The organism is Streptomyces sp. NPDC006193 (assembly GCF_040613915.1).
Classification (GTDB): Bacteria; Actinomycetota; Actinomycetes; order Streptomycetales; family Streptomycetaceae; genus Streptomyces.
Genome location: NZ_JBEXTB010000003.1, coordinates 232,716 through 254,800, shown reverse-complemented (window position 1 = coordinate 254,800; position 22,085 = coordinate 232,716). Strand labels below are relative to the sequence as shown.

Annotated in this window: 14 protein-coding genes; 8 read left to right on the top strand and 6 right to left on the bottom strand. The window is 75.1% G+C overall.

Translation table 11 applies throughout. The annotated features are described in order from the left end of the window. Positions 1 to 318: 318 nt before the first annotated feature. On the top strand, positions 319 to 1,056 hold the full coding sequence (locus ABZ261_RS04945) for a ferritin-like fold-containing protein (RefSeq protein ID WP_356855337.1): 738 nt from the start codon (positions 319 to 321) through the stop codon (positions 1,054 to 1,056). 137 nt (positions 1,057 to 1,193) lie between these two features. On the opposite strand, the gene ABZ261_RS04940 is transcribed toward ABZ261_RS04945, so the two are convergent. The 4 genes from ABZ261_RS04940 to ABZ261_RS04925 form a co-directional block, all read right to left on the bottom strand. After that, complete coding sequence (locus tag ABZ261_RS04940) at positions 1,194 to 1,463, bottom strand: hypothetical protein (protein ID WP_356855335.1); 270 nt, start codon at positions 1,461 to 1,463, stop codon at positions 1,194 to 1,196. Positions 1,464 to 1,634: 171 nt separating this feature from the next. Next, positions 1,635 to 1,862 carry a DUF3107 domain-containing protein gene (locus ABZ261_RS04935; protein ID WP_030649699.1) on the bottom strand — a complete coding sequence of 76 codons (228 nt, stop codon included), beginning with the start codon at positions 1,860 to 1,862 and terminating at the stop codon, positions 1,635 to 1,637. 133 nt (positions 1,863 to 1,995) lie between these two features. Next, the gene (locus ABZ261_RS04930; protein ID WP_356855333.1) at positions 1,996 to 2,637 is read right to left on the bottom strand and encodes a TetR/AcrR family transcriptional regulator; all 642 of its coding nucleotides are present in this window, start codon (positions 2,635 to 2,637) and stop codon (positions 1,996 to 1,998) included. A 166-nt stretch (positions 2,638 to 2,803) separates the two neighbouring features. Beyond that, positions 2,804 to 3,037, bottom strand: coding sequence for a hypothetical protein (locus tag ABZ261_RS04925; RefSeq protein WP_356855331.1), 234 nt, complete (start codon positions 3,035 to 3,037; stop codon positions 2,804 to 2,806). Positions 3,038 to 3,230: 193 nt separating this feature from the next. On the opposite strand from ABZ261_RS04925, the gene ABZ261_RS04920 reads away from it, so the two are divergent. The 4 genes from ABZ261_RS04920 to moeZ all read left to right on the top strand — a co-directional run bounded on the left by ABZ261_RS04920 (position 3,231) and on the right by moeZ (position 8,886). Then, the gene (locus tag ABZ261_RS04920) at positions 3,231 to 4,241 is read left to right on the top strand and encodes an alpha/beta hydrolase (RefSeq protein WP_356855329.1); all 1,011 of its coding nucleotides are present in this window, start codon (positions 3,231 to 3,233) and stop codon (positions 4,239 to 4,241) included. 7 nt (positions 4,242 to 4,248) lie between these two features. Continuing rightward, positions 4,249 to 5,652 carry a DUF3152 domain-containing protein gene (locus ABZ261_RS04915; RefSeq protein ID WP_356855327.1) on the top strand — a complete coding sequence of 468 codons (1,404 nt, stop codon included), beginning with the start codon at positions 4,249 to 4,251 and terminating at the stop codon, positions 5,650 to 5,652. Positions 5,653 to 6,538: 886 nt separating this feature from the next. After that, positions 6,539 to 7,498, top strand: a complete 960-nt coding sequence (locus tag ABZ261_RS04910) for an NAD-dependent epimerase/dehydratase family protein (protein ID WP_356855325.1) — start codon at positions 6,539 to 6,541, stop codon at positions 7,496 to 7,498. Between the two features lie 209 nt (positions 7,499 to 7,707). Further along, complete coding sequence (gene moeZ, locus ABZ261_RS04905) at positions 7,708 to 8,886, top strand: adenylyltransferase/sulfurtransferase MoeZ (RefSeq protein WP_356855323.1); 1,179 nt, start codon at positions 7,708 to 7,710, stop codon at positions 8,884 to 8,886. Positions 8,887 to 8,965: 79 nt separating this feature from the next. Here moeZ and ABZ261_RS04900 read toward each other — a convergent pair whose 3' ends face one another. Further along, the gene (locus ABZ261_RS04900; RefSeq protein ID WP_356855321.1) at positions 8,966 to 10,510 is read right to left on the bottom strand and encodes an alpha/beta hydrolase; all 1,545 of its coding nucleotides are present in this window, start codon (positions 10,508 to 10,510) and stop codon (positions 8,966 to 8,968) included. A 151-nt stretch (positions 10,511 to 10,661) separates the two neighbouring features. Beyond that, positions 10,662 to 13,301, bottom strand: a complete 2,640-nt coding sequence (locus tag ABZ261_RS04895) for a lysylphosphatidylglycerol synthase domain-containing protein (RefSeq protein WP_356855563.1) — start codon at positions 13,299 to 13,301, stop codon at positions 10,662 to 10,664. A 624-nt stretch (positions 13,302 to 13,925) separates the two neighbouring features. Here ABZ261_RS04895 and ABZ261_RS04890 point away from each other — a divergent pair. The 3 genes from ABZ261_RS04890 (at position 13,926) to ABZ261_RS04880 (ending at position 22,069) form a co-directional block, all read left to right on the top strand. Next, complete coding sequence (locus ABZ261_RS04890; protein WP_356855319.1) at positions 13,926 to 14,315, top strand: MGMT family protein; 390 nt, start codon at positions 13,926 to 13,928, stop codon at positions 14,313 to 14,315. Between the two features lie 266 nt (positions 14,316 to 14,581). Beyond that, the gene (locus ABZ261_RS04885) at positions 14,582 to 18,244 is read left to right on the top strand and encodes a UvrD-helicase domain-containing protein (protein ID WP_356855318.1); all 3,663 of its coding nucleotides are present in this window, start codon (positions 14,582 to 14,584) and stop codon (positions 18,242 to 18,244) included. A gap of 132 nt (positions 18,245 to 18,376) precedes the next feature. Then, the gene (locus ABZ261_RS04880; RefSeq protein WP_356855316.1) at positions 18,377 to 22,069 is read left to right on the top strand and encodes a UvrD-helicase domain-containing protein; all 3,693 of its coding nucleotides are present in this window, start codon (positions 18,377 to 18,379) and stop codon (positions 22,067 to 22,069) included. Positions 22,070 to 22,085: the final 16 nt, after the last annotated feature.

Here is a 22,085-nt window from a genome sequence, read left to right as displayed (position 1 = left end):
ACTCGGGCAAGCCGTATGACACGGGACCTCTGCCGACGCTCTAGCGCTCGTACCGCTGAGGGTCCCCCCTGTCGTCGTACGATCACGCCGCACGGCCAGGTAGGGCTGTCGGGTCGGAGCCGATCGGGCCACCGACCGGGCATCCTCATGCGTGCGGCCTGTCGGGACGCGTCGAACACCGTCGACGCACTCTGGCAGGCGCATTACCACCATACCCCGGAATCGCGCACATGTGATGGCCGATTCGGTCACGTAGTCGTCGTCACAGTGATCGGCAGGGGACGTGAGAGGGGCGGCGAGCGGGCTATTGTGCGCCTCATGACTAGCTCTGACAAGCCTGAGAACGAGTCCGCCGCACCCACCGGCGTCGCCGCCGAGAACTGGGCGCAGGCCTCCGCCGACCCGCAGTACCGGGCGGCCGTCGTGGACCTGCTCGGCGCCCTGGCGTACGGGGAGCTCGCGGCGTTCGAGCGGCTCGCGGAGGACGCCAAGCTGGCGCCGACCCTCGCGGACAAGGCGGAGCTGGCGAAGATGGCCTCGGCGGAGTTCCACCACTTCGAGCGGCTGCGGGACCGGCTGACGGAGATCGGCGAGGAGCCGACGGCAGCGATGGACCCGTTCGTCGCCGCGCTCGACGGCTTCCACCGGCAGACCGCGCCCTCGGACTGGCTGGAGGGCCTGGTCAAGGCGTACGTCGGCGACTCGATCGCGAGCGACTTCTACCGGGAGGTCGCGGCCCGCCTCGACTCGGACACCCGGGAGCTGGTGCTCGCCGTCCTCGACGACACCGGGCACGCGGAGTTCGCGGTGGAGAAGGTGCGCGCCGCCATCGACGCCGACCCGCGGGTCGGGGGGCGGCTGGCGCTGTGGGCACGGCGGCTGATGGGGGAGGCGCTGTCGCAGTCGCAGCGGGTGGTCGCCGACCGCGACGCGCTCTCCACGATGCTCGTGGGCGGCGTCGCCGACGGGTTCGACCTCGCGGAGGTCGGCCGGATGTTCTCGCGGATCACGGAGGCCCACACCAAGCGGATGGCTGCGCTGGGCCTGGCGGCGTGACGCTCCGCAGGCGCCGGCCGCCGGCCGCGGGTGGCGCGCGGACGCATCCGCGCCGTGCCGCCCCCGCGGTTCCCGGCGCCCCCGACGTCCCGGCCCGGGAAGCGGCCGACGCCGCCGCCCCGGCCCGGAGGGCCCGGCTACGCCGGCGCCGACCGCCGGCGCAGGCGGGCCGCCGGGCGCAGCAGCAGGGACAGGGACGCCACGGAGACGACCGCGGCGCCCAGCAGGCTGAGCAGCGACGTGCCGGGGCCCAGGGCGGTGTGGGTGACGAAGTCGCCGAAGAGGGCGCCGGCGACGCCGGTGGCGACGACGAGCGGGCGGGCCGGCAGCCGGTGGGCGAGGCGGTGGGCCGCGGCCCAGGCGAGGATCAGACCGAGCACGGCGGAGCCGAGTGCTTCCAGGATCATGTCGAGGGGTCCCTCCCACGGCCGGTCCGGTCGACGGTTGTAGCCCGTCTTACCCGTGACCTGCGGACGGCAATCCCCCGCTGTGGAGGAGTCGTGCCCCCTACGTGAGCACACCCCCGCAGGGAAGGGCCCGGCGGCACACGGCCGCCGGGCCCTTCTCACGACTTCGGCCTACAGGGCGCCGAATCCCACCTTGCGCACCGTGGGCTCGCCGATCTCCACGTACGCCAGACGGTCCGTCGGCACCAGGACCTTGCGGCCCTTCTCGTCCTGGAGGCTCAGCAGCCCCGTCTTGCCGGCCAGCGCCTCGGCCACCACGCGCTCGACCTCCTCGACGCTCTGACCGCTCTCCAGAACGATCTCGCGGGGCGCGTGCTGCACGCCGATCTTGACCTCCACGGCTATGTCCCTCCGACGGTCAGTGATGTGCGCGATCAACCGCGCCGTACCAGCACACATTAGCCCGGTGAGGGGACGTGCACGCCGCAGCCCCGAACGCCAGGAGCGAACACCGCCCGGGCGGGGACGGCCGTCAGTGGTGCTCGGTGCCGTGCAGCGGGAAACCGGCGATGCCCCGCCAGGCCAGCGAGGTCAGCAGCTGCACCGCCTGGTCGCGCGGGACGCTGCGGTCGCTGTGCAGCCATGAGCGGGCCACCACCTGGGCGAGGCCGCCGAGGCCGGAGGCGAGCAGCATCGACTCCGCGCGCGACAGGCCCGTGTCCTCGGCGATCACGTCGCAGATCGCCTCGGCGCACTCGTTGGTGACCTTGTCGACGCGCTCGCGCACCGCGGGCTCGTTCGTCAGGTCGGACTCGAACACCAGCCGGAAGGCGCCGCCGTCGTCCTCCACGTACGCGAAGTAGGCGTCCATCGTCGCCCGCACGCGCTGCTTGTTGTCGGTGGTCGACGCCAGCGCGCCGCGCACCGACTGGATCAGCGACTCGCAGTGCTGGTCCAGCAGGGCCAGGTAGAGGTCGAGCTTGCCGGGGAAGTGCTGGTAGAGCACCGGCTTGCTCACGCCCGCCCGCTCGGCGATGTCGTCCATCGCCGCGGCGTGATAGCCCTGCGCGACGAAGACCTCCTGGGCGGCGCCCAGCAGCTGGTTCCGTCGGGCTCGGCGCGGCAGACGGGTGCCGCGCGGGCGGGCCGCCTCAGTTTGCTCGATGGCTGTCACGCCGCCTCCCAAAGTCGTCCACATGCGGTGTCGGCCGCGCGGCCATCGTACTTTTCGGTAATCGTGGTGTGCGCGGTGGGAGCGCAGGATTTCACGTACCGGACGAGGGCGAAAGCCGTGCGACCCGCCCGGTGCGGCCGGCCGGAGCCCGTGCGGTCCCGCGAGGTCAGCGGTAGTCGTCCTCGTCGAGCGACACCACACGCGCCTGCTCGACCAGGTCCGCCTCGCTGGCACGGTCCGGGTCGACTCCCGTCAGCGGGTCGTCACGGTCCGGCCTGATGGGCGCGCGCTGCTCGACGGCGTCCACCTCGGGCGCCTCGACGTCGATCACCGGGGCCGCGTCGGCCTCCGGGTACTCGATGTCCTCGAGCGCGTCGGGCTCGGTGGGGTCATAGGCCATCGTGGGCTCCCTTCCTACGAACGTCCCTGGAACAGGGGTCACACGCGGGTGCCCTGTGTCCGAGACTAGGAGACGGCTGATCCGAACGCCATGCCATCCGGCCCGTCGGCTGTCCGGTTCTCCGGCCGCGCACGATTCAGGCTGTGACGGCGAACACACGAACCCTGACGTGATCACCTCGTAACATTGCCGCATGTCTTCGACCGAGTCGCCGTCCGTGTCGGCCGCCAGTGTGCTTCCCAGGGTGGCGCCCGTCCGGGTCGGCGAGGGGGAGCGGCTGCGGTCCGTCGGCCTGCCCGGCGTCACCCTGGCGATCCGGTCCCGGCCCCCCGCGCGTGCGGGTCTGCCGCCCGCGCTGTACGTCCACGGGCTCGGCGGTTCCTCGCAGAACTGGTCGTCCCTGATGGCCGAACTGGACGACGCCGTCGACAGCGAGGCGCTCGACCTGCCCGGCTTCGGGGACTCCCCGCCACCGGACGACGGCGACTACTCCGTCACCGGGCACGCGCGCGCGGTGATCCGCTACCTCGACGCGGCCGGCCGCGGCCCGGTCCACCTCTTCGGCAACTCGCTGGGCGGCGCCGTCGCCACGCGCGTGGCCGCCGTGCGCCCCGACCTGGTGCGCACCCTCACCCTCGTCTCCCCCGCCCTGCCCGAGCTGCGCATCCAGCGCACCGCGGTGCCGACGGGATTGCTCGGCGTCCCCGGGGTCGCCGCCCTCTTCACCCGGTTCACCAGGGAGTGGACGGCCGAGCAGCGGGTCCGCGGCGTCATGGCCCTGTGCTACGGCGATCCCGCGCAGGTCTCGCCGGAGGCCTTCCGGCACGCCGTGGAGGAACTGGAGCGGCGGCTGCAACTGCCGTACTTCTGGGACGCGATGGCCCGCTCCGCGCGCGGCATCGTCAACGCGTACACCCTCGGCGGGCAGCACGGGCTGTGGCGGCAGGCCGAGCGGGTGCTCGCCCCCACGCTGCTCGTCTACGGCGCGCGGGACCAGCTGGTCGGCTTCCGCATGGCCCGCAGGGCCGCCCGCGCCTTCCGCGACTCCCGGCTGCTGACCCTGCCGGACGCCGGGCACGTGGCGATGATGGAGTACCCGGACGTGGTGGCCCGCGCGTTCCGGGACCTGCTGGCGGAGACCGCCCGCCACCCCGGCGCGGCCGCGGGCGCGGGTCAGCGCGGCCACGCGGGCACGGGGAGCTGAGGCCGGCGTGGGACGCCACAGTCGCCGCGGACCGGTCCCGAAGGACGAGCCCGCGGACACAGCCGCACGGCGGGGGAACCGCTGGGGCGCACGCGCCGAGGGCCGTGCGGACGGCGCGCCCGGACAGGGCGCGCCGGATCCGTCGGACCCGGCGCCCGCGCAGGGTGCGCCGCGCTTTTCGGACGGCACGCGCGCGCCGGGCACGCCGCGCATCGCCGACGGCACGCCCGGGCTTCCGGACGGCACGCCCGCGCGCGGTGCGCACCGCCCCGGTGGGGACGCGCCCGTCCGGGGTGCCCATCCCGAGCAGCGGGAAGCCGGGGGCGGCTGGGGGGAGTTCGCGCACCGGCCCGCCGGCGCGGCCGGCGGCCCCGAAGCGGGCGGCCCCGGCGTCGTGCTGCCGCGGCAGCGGCAGGCGGGGCCGGACGGATCGGGGCGCAGGCACGGCTCCGGCCCCCGGCAGGAGTACCTCGAGGCCTTCGAGGACTGGGGCCAGGGCGCCCGGGACGACGAGGACGTGGACCTGTTCGCTCCCCGCACCCGCCCGGCCCGCCGCGCCGGGCAGCAGCCGGCCGGGGAACCGCAGGCGCCGGCCTCCGCGGCCGGCGGCGCGGCGGGCACCGCACAGCGGGGCGGGGGCAAGGGGCTGCTCCTCACCGGCGTCGCGGCGGCCGCCGTCACCGCCGTGCTCGCGGTCCTCGTCGCCGGGCAGGCGGCCGAGGGCCGGCACCAGGCCGCCTCGGGCGCGCCGGCCGGCGCCGGCCGGGCGCAGGGCGCGGGCGCCCCCGCCGTGCCGAGCGCGGTGCCGCTGACGTACGACGAGAAGATGGGCGCGAAGTATCCGCTCAGCGCCACGCTGAAGGGCTCCGGCAGGTTCGACACCGTGCCCGGTCTCGACAAGGCGCCCGGCCGCGGCGGCCGCACGTACCGCTACCGCGTGGACGTCGAGCAGGGCCTGGGGCTGGACGGGGCGCTGTTCGCCGAGGCCGTGCAGAAGACCCTGAACGACGACCGGAGCTGGGCCCACGACGGCGCCCTGGCCTTCGAGCGCGTCTCCTCCGGGAAGCCGGACTTCGTGATCACGCTGGCCAGTCCCGGCACCACCGCCGAGTGGTGCGCCAAGTCCGGTCTGGACACCACGGAGGACAACGTCTCCTGCGACTCGGCCGCCACCGAACGCGTGATGATCAACGCGTACAGATGGGCCCAGGGAAGCGAGACGTACGGCGACGCGATCCACGCCTACCGGCAGATGCTGATCAACCACGAAGTCGGCCACCGGCTGGGCCACGGGCACGTGAACTGCCGGAGGGACGGCGAGCGGGCGCCCGTGATGCAGCAGCAGACCAAGTTCCTGGACCACGACGGCATCCACTGTCTGCCCAATCCGTGGCCCTACCCCAGGAGCTGAGCGACGCGCACCCCTAGCGCGCGGGAACGCCGTCCGCCCGCGAAAGTCACGGCCGTTCACCCCTTCTGATGGTGCGACGGACAACCGTCCGCCGCACCACCGTCCTGTCCGCTTACGTTCGTCCCGCTGCGAGCCGCCGGGGCGACGGCGGCTCCCCAGACAGGAGATCGGGGGTGCACAGGTGCGCATCAGACGGTTGACGGCGGACGGCCGTCCGTTCGCGCGCGGTGACGCCGGTCCGTGGTGCGACCGGCTCGCGCGCGGGCCCGGGCAGCCTTCGTCCGGCGCCCACTGCTCAGCCGCGGCCCGCGCCGGGAGGCCGCAGGCCGCAGCGCGCTCCCACCGCGGGCCCGCCGGGTGCGGACGGCCCCCCTGCGGACGGCCACGGGCGACGCGACCGCACACGGGCGGCCCGTGCGCCGGCGCTTCACCGACTGCCGCGGAGACCTCCTGGACGCGGTGCGCGACAGCGCCGAGGACGCCCCCGGTGACCTGGCGGACCGTTTCGGCAGCGCGCTGCACGGACCTGACGCACACGCCCGGGAGGCGGGCGTACCCGTCGGCGCCCTGCGCTCCGGCACCGCCCCGCACACCCTGGAGCGCGCCTGCCGTGCGCCCCGCGCGCCGCGCACGGCGCACGAGACGCGCGTCTGCACGGGCCCGGCGAGCGACCGGGGCAGCCGGGCACCGGGCCGCGGCCCGCGCACCCGTCGGAGCTCCCGAGTGAACCGTCCTCCCACCGGCCGGAGCCGCCGCCGGAGGCACCCGCACACCCCTGCGAAGGAGAACACCAGATGACCACCTCCCGACCCGGAGCTCCCGGAGCCGCCCCGGGAGCCTTCGGCACAGCCGGTGCCACCGGCGCGCACCTCCCGGGAGCCGCCCGATGAGGGTCCTGCTGATCGGAGCCAACGGGTTCATCGGCCGTTTCGTCGCCGACCGCCTGCTCGCCGACCCGGCCGTCCAGCTCACCGCCCTCGGCCGCGGCGACGACGCCGACGTCCGCTTCGACCTCGCCACCGGCAGTCCGGGCGCCCTCACCCGCTTCCTGGACGCGGTCCACCCCGGCGTCGTCGTCAACTGCGCGGGCGCCACCCGCGGCGGGGCCCGCGAACTCACCCGGCACAACACCGTCGCCGTGGCCACCGTCTGCGAGGCGCTGCGCCGCAGCCGCTGCGGGGCCCGCCTGGTGCAGATCGGGTGCGCTTCCGAGTACGGCCCCAGCCAGCCCGGCTCCTCGACCGCCGAGGACGCCGTACCGCGCCCCGGCGGACCGTACGGCGTCAGCAAGCTCGCCGCGACCGAACTGGTCCTCGGCTCCGGCCTGGACGCCGTCGTCCTGCGTGTCTTCTCGCCGGCCGGACCCGGCACCCCGGCCGGCTCCCCCCTCGGCCGGCTCGCCGAGGCCATGCGCCGGGCGATGCAGTCCGGGGACGGCGAACTGAAACTCGCCGGGCTCGGCGTCCAGCGCGACTTCGTCGACGTCCGCGACGTCGCCCGCGCGGTGCACGCCGCCTCGCTCTCCGCCGCGCAGGGAGTGATCAACATCGGTTCCGGCCGGGCCGTGCGCCTCAGGGACGCCGCCGCCGTCCTGGCGCGGGTGGCCGGCTACGGCGGCGCCCTGCACGAGCTGGACGCCCCGCCCGTGCCCCTGCGCGGCGCCATCGGGCACCCCCGCGCCGACGCCGAGCACGGGGCCCCGGTGGCGTACCCGTACCCGGACGGCTGCGGCGGCTGGCAGCAGGCCGACGTGCGCACCGCGCGCGACCGGCTGGGCTGGCGGCCCCGCATCAACCTGGAGGAGTCCCTGGCCGACATCTGGATGGAAGCGGCCTGCCGCATCTGACCGGCGCCGCCGCGGACGCCGCCTTCACCGGCGTCCGCACCTCCACCGGCGTCCGCACCACCACGGGCGCCGTCGGCCGCCCGGAGGCGGTGCCCGGCCACTGGGACGGCATCGTCTCGCGCATCGGACGAGGTGTCTCGGAATGAAGAAGGCCGTGGCAGTGTTACGGGGAGAACAACTGTAGTGATCGACCGACCAACGGAGTCCCCGTGTCGCTGCCACCCCTGGTCGAGCCGGCCCCCGAGCTCACCGTAGACGAGGTCCGCAGGTACTCCCGCCACCTGATCATCCCCGACGTGGGCATGGACGGGCAGAAGCGGCTGAAGAACGCCAAGGTGCTGTGCGTCGGCGCCGGCGGCCTGGGCTCGCCGGCGCTGATGTACCTGGCCGCCGCGGGCGTGGGCACGCTCGGCATCGTGGAGTTCGACGAGGTCGACGAGTCGAACCTGCAGCGCCAGATCATCCACAGCCAGTCCGACATCGGCCGGTCCAAGGCCGAGTCCGCGCGGGACAGCGTCAAGGGCATCAACCCGTACGTGAACGTGGTCCTTCACGAGGAGCGGCTGGAAGCCGACAACGTGATGGACATCTTCAGCCAGTACGACCTGATCGTCGACGGCACCGACAACTTCGCGACCCGCTACCTGGTCAACGACGCGTGCGTGCTGCTGAACAAGCCGTACGTGTGGGGCTCGATCTACCGCTTCGACGGCCAGGCGTCCGTCTTCTGGGCCGAGCACGGCCCCTGCTACCGCTGCCTCTACCCGGAGCCCCCGCCCCCCGGCATGGTCCCCTCCTGCGCCGAGGGCGGCGTCCTGGGCGTGCTGTGCGCGTCCATCGGCTCCATCCAGGTCAACGAGGCGATCAAGCTCCTCGCCGGCATCGGCGAGCCGCTGGTCGGCCGCCTGATGATCTACGACGCCCTGGAGATGCAGTACCGCCAGGTCAAGGTGCGCAAGGACCCCGACTGCGCGGTCTGCGGCGAGAACCCGACGGTCACCGAGCTGATCGACTACGAGGCCTTCTGCGGCGTCGTCTCCGAGGAGGCCCAGGCGGCGGCCGCCGACTCCACGATCACTCCGAAGCAGCTCAAGGAGTGGATCGACGACGGCGAGAACATCGAGATCATCGACGTCCGCGAGCCGAACGAGTACGAGATCGTCTCCATTCCGGGCGCCAGGTTGATCCCGAAGAACGAGTTCCTCATGGGCACCGCCCTGGAGGGCCTCCCCCAGGACAAGAAGATCGTCCTGCACTGCAAGACGGGTGTCCGCAGTGCGGAAGTCCTGGCGGTCCTGAAGTCCGCGGGCTTCGCCGACGCGGTCCACGTCGGCGGCGGCGTCATCGGCTGGGTCAACCAGATCGAACCCCACAAGCCGGTCTACTGACCACCGGTCCCGCCGGCCGGCGGGACCGGCGGAGCCCACGGCTGCGACCCGGCCGGGTGCCGTGGGCTTCGCGGGCCGGTCAGGTGCAGACCGTGCCGGTCCTCGGGAGTCTCCCGTCCAGCAGGTAGCCGTTCACCGCGTTCTGCACGCACTTGTTCCCGCTGTCGTACGCGCCGTGCCCCTGGCCCTTGTACGTCAGCTCGACGGCCACCCCCTCGCCGAGGGCGTCGGCCATCTTCCCGGCGCCCTCGTACGGGGTGGCCGGGTCGCCGGTGTTGCCGACGACGAGGATGGGCGCCGAGCCGGGGGCGCTGACGTCGGTGCGGTCGGCGGCGCCCGGCACCGCCCAGCCGGTGCAGCTGACCATGCCCCAGGCCAGGTACTCCCCGAACAGCGGGGACGCGGCGCGGAACTCGGGCAGCCTGTGCCGGACATCGGCCTCGGTGTACCGGGGTTTCTCGTCCGAGCAGTTGACGGCGAGGTTCGCGGCGGCGATGTTGCTGTACTCGCCGTTGTCGTTGCGGCCGTTCATCGAGTCGGACAGCATCATCAGGATCCTGCCGTCGCCCTCGTACGCCTGCTCCAGCCCTTCGGTCAGGTACTCCCAGAAGTCCCGGGAATAGAGGGACTGCGCGATGCCGTTGGTGGCGGCGGTCTGGGTCAGCCGGCGCGGGAAGAGGCCCTCGATCGGCTTCTTCTCCAGGTCGCGCAGCAGTTTCGCGATGCGGTCCTTCACCTCCTGCTCGGTGTCCCCGACCGGGCACTGCGCGGTCTTGGAGGTGCAGTCCCGCGCGAAGTTGTCGAGGGCGCGCTGGAAGCCGCGGGCCTGGCCCAGCGCGCTCTGCTCGGGGGTCTCGGTGGGGTCGACGACGGCGTCGAAGACGGCCCGGCCGATGTGCGTGGGGAACAGGTGGGCGTAGACGCCGCCGAGTTCGGTGCCGTAGGAGATGCCGAAGTAGTGCAGCTTGCCGTCGCCGAGGACCCGGCGCATCAGGTCCATGTCCCGGGCCGCGTCCGTGGTGCGCACGTGCGGCAGTATCATCCCGGAGTTCTTCTCGCAGGCCGCGTTGAACGCCCTGGTGCGCTTCAGCAGCTCGGCGCGTTCCGTGCCGTCGTCCGGGGTGGCGTCCTGCTGGAAGTACACGTCGAGCCGGGAGTCGCTCTCGCACCGCACCGGGGCGCTGCGGCCGACCCCGCGCGGGTCGAAGCTGACCAGGTCGTAGCGGGTGCGCAGGGCCGCGTAGTCCTCGCCGAACGCGGGCAGCGCCGTGACGCCGCTGCCGCCGGGGCCGCCGAAGTTGAAGACCAGCGAGCCGATCCGCCCGCTCGCGGGGCCGCTCGCCCGGGCACGGATCAGGGCGATGCCGATCGTGTCGCCCCGGGGCTCGCTCCAGTCCAGCGGGGCCTTCATGGTGGCGCACTGCCACTCGGCGCCGTCCGGCAGCGGGGAGGGGGCGCTGCCGCCGCCCTCCGCCTCGGACGGGGCCGGGCAGTCCTTCCAGTCCAGCCGCTGCGCCGTGAGGTCCCCGCCCCGGCCGCCGTCGCCGCACCCGGCCAGCAGGGCGGAGAGCAGCAGGGCGGCGGTGGCCAGGGCGGCGGCACGCAGCCGGGAGGGGTTCGCCATGCTCCCATCCTGGGGGCGTGCGCGCCGGGGCGCGCGCGGGACGCGGGCCGTCCGGGGGAGACCGCGGACGCGCCCCGGGCGGCCCGGACGTGCGCCCGCGGACGGCGCCCTCCACGGCCCCGGACCCGTCCGCTGCCCCGGACGCGTACCCCTACAGGGCGCCCTTGCGGGTGAGGTGGTTGAAGGCCAGCCAGCCCGGCAGCACCGGCAGCCACAGGGTCAGCAGCCGGAACAGCAGGACCGCCGGGGCGGCGACCTCCTTGGGCAGGCCCACGGCGATCAGGCCGACGGTGAGCGTGGCCTCGACCGCGCCCACGCCGCCGGGGGTGGGGGCCGCGGAGCCGAGCGCGTTGCCGGCGAGGAAGACGACGGCGACGCTGGCGATGCTCAGCGACACCGAGCCGTCGCCGAAGGCGCGGATGGAGGCGTCCAGGCACATCACGAAGCAGGCGGTCAGCAGGAGCATGCCGCCGATGCCGGTGACGAGCTTCTGCGGCCGCTGCAGGACGTCGAGCATGCGCGGCACGACCCCGGCGAACAGCGACCGCACGCGCGTGACGACGAATTTGCGCAGGAACGGCACGGAGGTGACCACCAGGAGCAGCACCGCCACGGTCAGCAGACCCGCGATGACCGTGCGGGACGGCGACAGCGACGGCGTCTTCTCGGTGCCCGTCAGATAGCCGAAGGACAGCAGCATCAGGATGTGGCAGCCGAGCCCGAACAGCTGGGACGCGCCGACACTGGCCACGGCCAGCCCGGGGCGCACGCCCGCGCGCTGCAGGAAGCGCGTGTTCAGGGCGACCCCGCCGACGGCGGCCGGCGCCACGATCTTCACGAACGACCCCGCGACCTGCGCCGCCACCGTGCGCGGGAAGGGCACACGCTCCGGCACGAAGCCCAGCAGGGCCATCGCGGCGGCGACGTAGCTGAGCGCGGAGAACAGCACCGCGGCGATCACCCAGCCCCACTGGGCCTGCGCGAAGAGCGTGCCGAACTGGATGTGGGTGAGCTGCGTCAGCAGGTAGTAGGCGCCGATCGCACCGGCGATGAAGCTGATCAGCGTGCGCGGCCGGACCCGCTCCAGCCGGGCCGGCTCCACCGGCGCCTGCGGCCTGATCCGCAGCACCTCGTGCCGGATCTGCGTGAGCAGGTCCTCCTCGCGGGCCTCCTCCAGGGCCTCGTCGATGGCCCGTTTCTCCGCCCGCTGCTCGGCCCGGACGGTCTTCTTGTCGGGCTTCTCCAGGACCGGCTGCGCCGCCTCGGACGCCTCCTCCATGCGGGCCTGCTTGGCCTGCCGGGACGCCTCGAGCACCGCCTCGCGCTCGCGCTGGGCCCGCTCACGGGCGAGCCGCCGGAGGGTCGCGCGCGTGCTCCGCGTCAGCGCGATCGGCTGCAGCATCGGCAGGCAGTCGGCCACCGCGTCCGGGCCGAGCACCCCGACCGCCGAGGCCACCGCCCGTTCGGCGCCGACCCGCAGGGCGAGCGTGGTCACCAGCTGGGCGACGTCCATGCGCAGCAGCAGCTCGCCGGCCGCGATCTCGCCGCCGCGCAGCTCGGTGAGGATCACCCTGCCGGAACGATCCACCAGGATCGCGTCCCCGGCCAGCCTGCGGTGCGCGATGCGCCGCGACTGCAGCGCCCGCACCTGGTCCCAGGCGTTGCGCAGCAGCTCGTCGGTGATCTCCTCGTCGGCCAGCGAGTCCAGCGTGCGCCCGCCGGTGTGCTCGTAGACGAGCATGACCGCGTCGGGGCCGAGTTCGGAGGTGGCGATCAGCTTGGGCGCGTTGGCGCCCGCCGCGATCGCCGCGTACGCCAGCAGCGCCTCCTGCTCCAGCGCCTGGCGCAGCGACTGCAGGCTGGAGCGGGTGGCGAAGCCGCGCAGGGTCAGGTTGCGCCACGCGCGGTAGAAGAAGCCCTGCGCCTGCTGTTCCCGGTCGACGACCGTGACGTCCAGCGGCGGGCCGTCCTCCAGGGTGACGAAGTACCGCCGGCCCCGGTCGCCGTTCTCCGCCTCCGCGGCCTCCTCGCGGGCCGCGCTGACGGGCCGGAAGCCGACGTGCCGCAGACCCGCCATCAGGGTCTGGCCGGTCGGGCGGACGTTGGGGGAGCCGACCGCGTACAGGGTGCCGTAGGCGATGGTCCAGCCGATCAGGACCGTGAGGATGATGGAGAAGGGGGTCGTGTAGCCGGTGACCAGCATCGAGAAGGCGTCGAGCAGCAGCACGATCCACAGCACCGCGCGCCATCTGGGCCGGCGGGACATGCCGACGGCCGTCATGTAGGCGATGACGGGCGCCAGATAGCCGTGCACCGGGTCGGTCAGGGCGTGGATGTCGCCGGGCGAGGGCTGGGTCAGCGCCTCCTGGATCGAGTCCGGGGCGGCCCGGGCGACCCACAGGTCGGTGGCGAGCGTCACGCCGTGGGCGAGGACGGCCGCGAGGACGCCGTCGGCGATGCGCAGCCCGTCCCGTTTGATCAGCCGCTCGATCGCGAAGGCGACCGGGACGAGCAGGATCGCGATGCTGGACGCCAGACCCGCGATCTTGATCAGCAGGTCGGGGGCCTGTCCGGTGCCTTTGTTGATGTCCTGTTCCAGGCCCGAGGTGGTGCCGTGCGCGAACGCGGCGACCGCGAGCAGCACCACGACGGCGAGGAAGCCCACGAGGAGCCGCATGAGGTCGCTGGGACGGTGCACCCGCGCGGGAAGCAGCGGCTCGTCGCCCTCCACCCGCTCGGCGTGGGGGTCGTCGGCCGCGGCGGGCGCACGCCGGCCGGGGACCGGGGTCAGGGGGGCGGGCGCCCGTTCCGCGGCATCGGCGCCCTTCCGGCCGGCGGCACCGCGCCCGGGCGTGCGGGCGCCGTGTGCTTCGGGTGCCGTGCCGTCGCCGCGGGCGCCGTGATGCTCCTGCGGGCCGTCGGCAGCGCGGTCGCCGAGGTTCCCGGGCGTGGTGTCGTCGGCGCGGGGGCCGTGGGCCTCGCGCCGGCCGTCGTCCGTGCCCGCACCCCGCCCCGCGTGTCCGCCGTCGTCCGGGTGTCCGCCGTCCTCCGGGTGTCCTCCGTCGCCGGTGCGCGGCCCGGCGGCGGTGCGCGGGGCGTCGTCCGGGCGGGGGCCGGCGTCTTCCTGGTGCGCGCCGGCGACGCCCTCGTCCGCGCGGGCGGCGCCGGGGCGCGCGGAGGCGTCAGGGGTGCCCGCCGCTCCTTCGGGGTGCACGCCCTGCTCCTTCGTGGTCTCTTCTTGGTCTCGTATCACCAGTCACCGCCCGCACGATGGTGGCATGCCCCACCGACACACACGGGCATCAGGGTGCGGATGCGCGGGCGCACAGTCTGCCCGAAGGAGTGCCCGGGGGCGAGAGGGCCGCTCCCCGCGGCCCGCCCCGGCACGCCCGCGGGGTGCGGCAGGATGGGGTGGATGAGCGAGCAGCAGAGCCCACCCGAGTGCGTCCCCGCCGGGCACGGGGACACGCTGCCGGAGTACGCCGAGCGCGTCCTCGACGTCGCCGAGCGGATCCCGCCGGGCCGGGTCATGACGTACGGCGACGTCGCCGAGTGGCTCGGCGAGGGCGGGCCCCGTCAGGTCGGCCGGGTGATGGCCCTCTACGGGGGCGCCGTCCCGTGGTGGCGGGTCGTGCGGGCCGACGGCGTCCTGCTGCCGGGGCACGAACTGCGTGCGCTCGCCCACTACCGCGCGGAGGGCACGCCGCTGAGACGGGTGGGCACGAGCGGGCGCGGCCATGTGCCGAGGCTGGACATGCGTCGGGCCCGGTGGGACGGCGGTGCGGGCGCGGAGGGTCACACCTGACAGCTTCCGCCATCGGCCGGCGCCGTGGGGCGCCTGTGGTCCGTTCGGGTGAGAACCGTGACATGGGGGACGTCGGTGGCATGCCGTACGTTCGTGAGGTGAGGGACTCGCGTGGCGCGAGCGCCGCCGGGCAAGAAGCGAAACGACTGCTTCCGCCCGGAGCGGCGGCGTAGCGTCGGCGGCACGCGTCCCCCTCGTCCCGCGGCCACCGTCTCGCACGCGTGACCGCCCGCCCACCAGCACGACCACCAGGACCGGCCGATCACGTGAGCTCCTCCTCCACCACCAGGCGCCTGCCCCACCCCTCGGTGCGGCCGGGGAGCCATGGCGCTTACCGGCTGGTCCGCACGCCTCCGGTCACCGTGGATCCCCCTCGTCTGGACGCGGCGCAGCGCTCCGTGGTTGACCACCGCGGCGGACCGCTGCTCGTCCTCGCGGGCCCCGGCACCGGCAAGACCACCACCCTGGTCGAGTCCGTGGCCGCGCGGATCGCCCGCGGCGGCGACCCCGAGCGGATCCTGGTGCTCACGTTCAGCCGCAAGGCGGCCGTCGACCTGCGCGACCGCATGGCCCTGCGGATCGGCGCCGCCCGCGCGCCCAGGGCGACCACGTTCCACTCCTACTGCTACGCCCTGGTCCGCGCCCACCAGGACAAGGAGCTGTTCAGCGAGCCGCCGCGCCTGCTCTCCGGCCCCGAGCAGGACGTCACCGTCCGGGAGCTGCTCGCCGGCCAGCCCGAGCTGGAGCGGCTCGGGCTGACCCATGTGCGCTGGCCGGACGAGCTGCGCGCCTGCCTGACCACGCGCGGCTTCGCCGACGAGGTCCGGGCGGTGCTCGCCCGCAGCCGCGAGCTCGGCCTCGGCCCGGACGCCCTGGACGCCTTCGCGCGCCGCATCGGCCGCCCCGACTGGCGGGCGGCGGCCGCGTTCCTCGCCGAGTACCTGGACGTCCTCGACCTGCAGGGCGTCATCGACTACGCGGAACTGGTCCACCGCGCGGTCCTGCTCGCCCGGCGCCCCGAGACCGCCGCCCGGCTCGCCGCCCAGTACGACGCCGTGTACGTCGACGAGTACCAGGACACCGATCCCGCCCAGGTGCGGCTCCTGCACGCGCTGGCCGGCGGCGGGCGCACCCTGGTGGCCTTCGGCGACCCCGACCAGTCGATCTACGCCTTCCGCGGCGCCGACGTGAACGGCATCCTCGACTTCCCGGCCGCCTTCCCGCGCGCGGACGGCCGCCCCGCCCCCGTCGAGGTGCTCCGCACCTCCCGCCGCTCCGGCGCCGCGCTGCTGGCCGCGACCCGTCTGATCACCCGGCGGATGCCGCTGCCCCGGCTGCCCGCCGACAAGGTCCGCGCCCACCGGGAGCCCGTCCCGGTGCGGGACGGCGGCCGGGTCGAGGTGTACACGTATCCGACGCCCGGCACCGAACTGGACAACATCGCGGACATCCTTCGCCGCGCCCATCTGGAGGACGGCGTTCCGTGGCGCGACATGGCCGTCCTGGTGCGCGCCGGCTCCCGTAGCCTGCCGACCCTGCGCCGCGCCCTGACCGCGGCCGGCGTTCCGCTGGACATCGACGGCGACGACCTGCCCCTGCGGCACGAGCCCGCCGTGGCGCCGCTGCTCACGGCCCTGCGGGCGGTGGCCACGGCGGAGGCGCGGCACCGCGAGGACGAGCCGGCGGCGCAGGCCGGGCAGGGCCCCACGGCGGCGACCCTGCCGGACCCTGCCGCACCGGACCCGCAGGAGCCCACCGCGCCGGACTCCACCGCGCCGGACCCCACCGCGGTGACGTCGCCGGACCCTGCCGCGCCCGCTCGGCAGGAGCCCACCGCGGCGCGGGAGCCGTCCGCCGAGCACGCCACCCGCGACGGCGGCGCCCCCGAGCACGCCACCTCCGGAAGCACCGCCACCGGAAGCACCGCCACCGGAAGCACTGCCTCCGGAAGCACCGCCTCCAGGGACGCCGCCGCCTCCGACGCCGCCGCCTCCGACGGGACCGCCTCCGGAGACACCGCCCCCCGGCACGCCGGAGCGGCGGCCCCCGGCGCCTGCTGGCTCGACACCGAGACCGCCCTCACCCTGCTCACCTCCCCGCTCGCCGGCATGGACGCCGCCGACCTGCGCCGCCTCGGGCGTGCCCTGCGCGAGGAGGAGCGGGCCGCCGGCAACCCGGTGCCGCCGCCGTCCGACGAGCTGCTCGCCAGGGCGCTCGCCGAACCCGAGCGCCTCGCCGTCCACGACCCGGTGTACGCGCGCGGGGCCCAGCGCCTCGGCGCGCTGCTCCGCAAGGCCCGCGAGCGCCTCGCCGGCGGCGGCACGGCCGAGGAGGCGCTGTGGGACCTGTGGGAAGGCACGCCCTGGCCCGCGCGTCTGGAGCGGGCCGCCCGGCGCGGCGGCGCGGCCGGCCGCAACGCCGACCGGGACCTGGACGCCGTGTGCGCGCTGTTCGCCACCGCCGCCCGCGCGGAGCAGCGCATCGGAGGCCGCGGCGCGCTGAACTTCCTGGAGGAGATCGAGGCCGAGGACATCGCCGCCGACACGCTCACGCGACGCGCGGTGCGCACCGACGCCGTCCGCCTGATGACCGCCCACCGCGCCAAGGGCCTGGAGTGGCGGCTCGTCGTCGTCGCCGGCGTCCAGGAGGGGCTCTGGCCGGACCTGCGCCGCCGCGGCTCGCTGCTGGAGGCCGACCGCATCGGCCGCGACGGACTGGCCGAACCGCTCACCCCGGGCGCGCTGCTCGCCGAGGAGCGCCGGCTGTTCTACGTCGCCGCGACCCGCGCGCGTGAACGGCTCGTCGTCACCGCCGTGAAGGCGCCCGCCGAGGACGGCGACCAGCCCTCCCGCTTCCTGACCGAACTGGGCGTCGAGCCCAAGGACGTCACCGGCCGGCCCCGGCGCCCGCTGTCCGTCGCCGCGCTCGTCGCCGAGCTGCGCGCCACCACGGTCGACCCGCGCGCGTCCGCCGCGCTGCGCGAGGCCGCCGCCCGCCGGCTGGCCCGGCTCGCCGCGCTCGCCGACGACGACGGCCGCCCGCTGGTGCCGTCCGCGCACCCCTACCGCTGGTGGGGCATGTTCGAGCCGACCGAGAGCAAGGTGCCGCTGCGCCGCCCCGACCAGCCCGTGGTGCTCTCCGGCAGCGCGCTCGACCAGCTCGCCAACACGTGCGCGCTGCAGTGGTTCCTGGGCCGCGAGGTGAAGGCCGACGCCCCCGCCACCGCGGCCCAGGGCTTCGGCAACGTCGTCCACGTCCTCGCCGACGAGGTCGCCTCCGGCCGCACCCCGGCCGACCTCGACGTCCTCATGGAGCGCCTGGACTCCGTGTGGAACGCGCTCGCCTTCGACGCGCCCTGGAAGTCGCAGCAGGAGAAGGCCCACGCGCGCGCAGCCCTCGAACGCTTCCTGAACTGGCACGTGCTGGACCGGGCCGGCCGCACCCCCGTGGCCAGCGAGCACGACTTCGACGTCACCCTGGAAGCGGGCGACTACCAGGTCCGCATCCGGGGCCAGATGGACCGCGTCGAGACGGACGGCGAGGGCCGGGCCTACGTGGTCGACTTCAAGACCGGCAAGCAGGCGCCCACCGCGCGCGAGGTGGAACGCCACCCGCAGCTCGCCGTCTACCAGCTCGCCGTCCGGGAAGGCGCCGTCGACACCGCGTTCGACGGCGTGCGTCCCGAACCCGGCGGCGCCGAACTGGTCCACCTCAGGCAGGGCGCCGCCAAGCGCGACGGGGGAGACGGCCTGCCCAAGGTGCAGAGCCAGGAGCCGCCCGCGCAGGAGTGGGTCGGCGAGCTGCTGGCCACGGCCGCCGGGAAGGTCCTCGACGAGCGGTTCACGCCGAGCGCCGGCCAGCACTGCACGCACTGCGCGTTCCGCGCCTCGTGCAGTGCGCGGCCGGAGGGGCGGCACGTGGTGGAGTGAGCCCGGGCTGCCGCACAGCCGCCGCGGCGGCCGGCGTGACGTACGGCACGACCCCTGCTGACCTGCGTCTCTTCAGCCCCGCAGGGATGATGTGGCCCCGGCTGTCAGTACCCGCCGCTAGCCTCTTTCGACATGCCCGCCCGTATCACCGACCCCGAGCAGCTCAAGGAGCTCCTGGGCATCCCCTTCACCCCGGAGCAGACGGCCTGCATCACCGCGCCGCCCGCCCCGCAGGTGATCGTGGCCGGCGCCGGGTCGGGCAAGACCACCGTGATGGCCGCCCGCGTCGTCTGGCTGGTCGGCACCGGGCAGGTCGCCCCCGAGCAGGTCCTCGGCCTGACCTTCACCAACAAGGCCGCCGGCGAGCTGGCCGAACGCGTGCGCAAGGCACTGGCCGAGGCGGGCGTCACCGACCCGCACGTCATCGACCCGGACGACCCGCCGGGCGAGCCGGTGATCTCGACGTACCACGCCTTCGCCGGCCGCCTGCTCACCGACCACGGCCTGCGCATCGGCCTGGAGCCCACCTCCCGCCTCCTCGCCGACGCCACCCGCTACCAGCTCGCCGCGCGCGTGCTGCGCGAGGCCCCCGGCCCCTACCCGGCGCTGACCCGGTCCTTCGCCGACCTGGTCAGCGACCTGCTCGCCCTGGACTCCGAACTCTCCGAACACCTCGTCGCCCCCGAGGAGCTGCGCGCCTGGGACACGGAGCTGCTGCGCACCCTGGAGGGCGCCAGACTCACCAACGCCGACCTGCGCAAGGTCCCGGAGACCGCCGCCGCCCGCCGGGAACTCGCCGGCCTCGTCCAGCGCTACCGGGCCGCCAAACGCGAACGGGACCTGCTCGACTTCGGCGACCAGATCGCCCTGTCCGCCCGCCTCGCCCGCATCCCCGAGGTGGGCCGCCTGCTGCGCGAGGAGTTCCGCGTGGTGCTCCTGGACGAGTACCAGGACACCTCCGTGGCCCAGCGCGTCCTGCTGGCGGGCCTGTTCGGCGACGGCACCGGCCACCCGGTGACCGCCGTCGGCGACCCCTGCCAGGCCATCTACGGCTGGCGCGGCGCCTCGGTCGCCAACCTGGACGACTTCCCCGCGCACTTCGCCCACGCCGACGGCCGGCCCGCCACCCGGCACGCGCTCAGCGAGAACCGACGCAGCGGCGGACGCCTCCTCGACCTCGCCAACGGCCTCGCCGGGCCGCTGCGCGCCCTGCACGCCGGGGTGGAGGCCCTCCGCCCGGCCCCCGGCGCCGAGTACGACGGCACGGTCCGCTGCGCCCTGCTGCGCACCCACGCCGAGGAGATCGACTGGATCGCCGACTCCCTCGCCCACCTGGTGCGCACCGGCACGGCCCCCGGTGAGATCGCCGTACTGTGCCGGACGGCGGCCGACTTCGCCGAGATCCAGGGCGCCCTCGTCGCCCGCGACATCCCCGTCGAGGTGGTCGGCCTGTCGGGGCTGCTGCACCTGCCCGAGGTCGCCGACCTCGTCGCCGTCTGCGAGGTCCTGCAGGACCCCGGCGCCAACGCCGCCCTCGTACGCCTGCTGACCGGGCCCCGCTGGCGCATCGGCCCCCGCGACCTCGCCCTGCTGGGCCGCCGCGCCCGCCTGCTGGTCGCCCACGCGCGCGTGGACGGCGGCGACGACCCCGACCTCCGGCTCGCCGCGGCCGTGGAGGGCACCGACCCGGCCGAGGTGATCTCGCTCGCGGACGCCCTGGACACCTTCCTCGACACGCCGTTGGACGGGGACGCGGAAGGGGGCGCCGACGACGGGCTGCCGTTCTCGCCGGACGCGCGCGTGCGCTTCGCCCGGCTCGCCGCCGAGCTGCGCGACCTGCGCCGCTCGCTGTCCGACCCGCTCATGGACGTCCTGCACCGCGTCCTCGCCGTCACCGGCCTGGAGGTGGAGCTGTCGGCGTCCCCGCACGCGCTCGCCGCCCGCCGCCGCGAGACCCTGTCCAACTTCCTGGACGTCGCCGCGTCCTTCGCCGCGGGCGACGGCGAGGCCACCCTCCTCGCCTTCCTCGGCTTCCTGCGCACCGCCGCCCAGTACGAGAAGGGCTTGGACAACGCCCTGCCCGGCGGCGAGAACACCGTCAAGGTGCTCACCGCGCACAAGGCCAAGGGCCTGGAATGGGACGTCGTCGCCGTCCCCGGCCTGGTGCACGGCACCTTCCCCAGCGCCCAGGGCCGTGAGAAGTGGACCGCCCAGGCCAAGGTGCTGCCGCACGCCCTGCGCGGCGACGCCGACACCCTGCCCGACGTCCCGTCCTGGGACGCGCGCGGCATGAAGGCCTTCCACGAGGCCATGAAGGAGCACCAGCACACCGAGGAACTCCGCCTCGGCTACGTCACCTTCACCCGCCCCCGCTCGCTGCTGCTCGGCTCCGGCCACTGGTGGGGGCCCAGCCAGAAGAAGCCGCGCGGCCCCTCCGACTTCCTCCGGGCCCTGTACGCCCACTGCGCCGCCGGACACGGCGAGATCGAGGTGTGGGCCGACGAGCCCGCCGAGGGCGAGGAGAACCCGGCCCTGCACACGGCCGCCGCCGACCAGGTGTGGCCGCTCCCGCTGGACGCCGCCGCCCTGGCCCGCCGTCGCGCCGCCGCCGACATCGTCCTCGCCCATCTGGACGCGCTCGCCGCCCGCCCCGACGGCCGGCGGCCGGCCCTGCACGACCCCGCCGGAGCCGAGGACCCCGACTGGCCCGCACCGCCGGACGACGACGCGTACGACCACGACCCGCACGCCGAAGACGCGTACGACCACGACCCGCACGGCGACCACGCGTACGACCACGACCCGCCGGACGACGACGCGCACGACCACGACCCGCAGGACCACGACGCGTACGGGACCGTCCCCGGCGAGGAGTACGCCCCGTACGCCCCCGAGGACGGCGCAGGCTTCCCCGGCGACGAGGCGGTCCCCGGCGACCCGCCGGACGTGCCGGGCGGCGCGGCCCTCCCCGGCCCCGGCGACCCCGCCGGCCGGCACGTCCGGAGCACCGGCCGGCCGACCGTCCCCCACCAGGCCCCCGCCCCCGAGGGCCGCCGCACCCGTGCGGCCGCGCCGCCGCCCGACAGCGCCTTCAGCCCTGAGGAGGCCCGCACCGTCGCCTCCTGGGACCGCGACCTGGACGCCCTCGCCTCGGAGCTGCTGCGCGCCCGGCGAGCCGTCACGGAGGTCCCCCTGCCGGCCACGCTCACCGCGTCCCAGCTGCTGCGGCTCGCCGAGGACCCCGACGGGCTCGCCCAGGAGCTCGCGCGCCCCATGCCGCTCCCCCCGCAGCCGGCCGCGCGCCGGGGCACCCGGTTCCACGCCTGGGTGGAAGCACGCTTCGAGCCGCTCACCCTGCCCCTGCCGGAACCCGACGAGCCACCCGTCCGCGACGCCGACATCGCGGACGAGCACGACCTGGAAGCCCTCAAGCAGGCCTTCGAGCGCACCGAGTACGCGCGCCGCACCCCCTACCGGGTCGAGGCCCCCTTCCAGCTCACCCTCGCTGGCCGGGTCGTCCGCGGCCGCATCGACGCCGTCTACCGGAACGACGACGGCGACCGGGTGACCTACGAGATCGTCGACTGGAAGACCGGCCGCACCCACACCGCCGACCCGCTCCAGCTCGCCGTCTACCGGCTGGCCTGGGCCGAACAGCAGGGGGTGCCGCCCGAGTCCGTCACGGCCGCCTTCCTCTACGTGCGCAGCGGCGAGGTCGTACGCCCCCCGGACCTGCCGGACCGGGCAGCCCTGGAGCGGCTGCTCACGGACGGGACACACCCGGACGGAACGCACCGGGCCGCGAGGGCGCCGGAGACGGCCTGAGTGTGACGAACCGCCC